The 252-nt window shown below is 69.8% G+C and carries 1 protein-coding gene; it reads right to left on the bottom strand.

All coding sequences use genetic code 11. From position 1 onward, the window contains the following. Positions 1–44: 44 nt before the first annotated feature. Positions 45–252, bottom strand: a 208-nt coding sequence (locus AC0IYH_RS32895) for a VOC family protein (RefSeq protein ID WP_471838571.1), incomplete at its 5' end; no start/stop codon positions are given.

Raw genomic sequence — 252 nt, 5'->3', positions numbered from 1 at the left:
CCCCGGCGAAGGCCGGGGTCCAGTTGCCACGAGGCTGGTGAGCCTCACCCCATCCGGTAGAAACACAGCTTGTTGCCATCCGGGTCGCGAACATACGCGCCGTAGAAATCCATCGTGTCCGGCCCGCGCGACCCCGGCGCACCGTCCTCGGTCGCGCCCAGTTCCAGCGCCCGGGCATATACCACATCGACCTGCGCCCGGCTTGCCATGCCGAGCGCGACCATCGTGCCGTTGCCGGGGTTCGCCGGCCCG

The organism is Pseudomonas sp. AC463 (genome assembly GCF_979253585.1).
The sequence above is the reverse complement of the archived record's forward strand: the minus strand, read 5'-3'. Positions and strand labels throughout refer to the sequence as shown.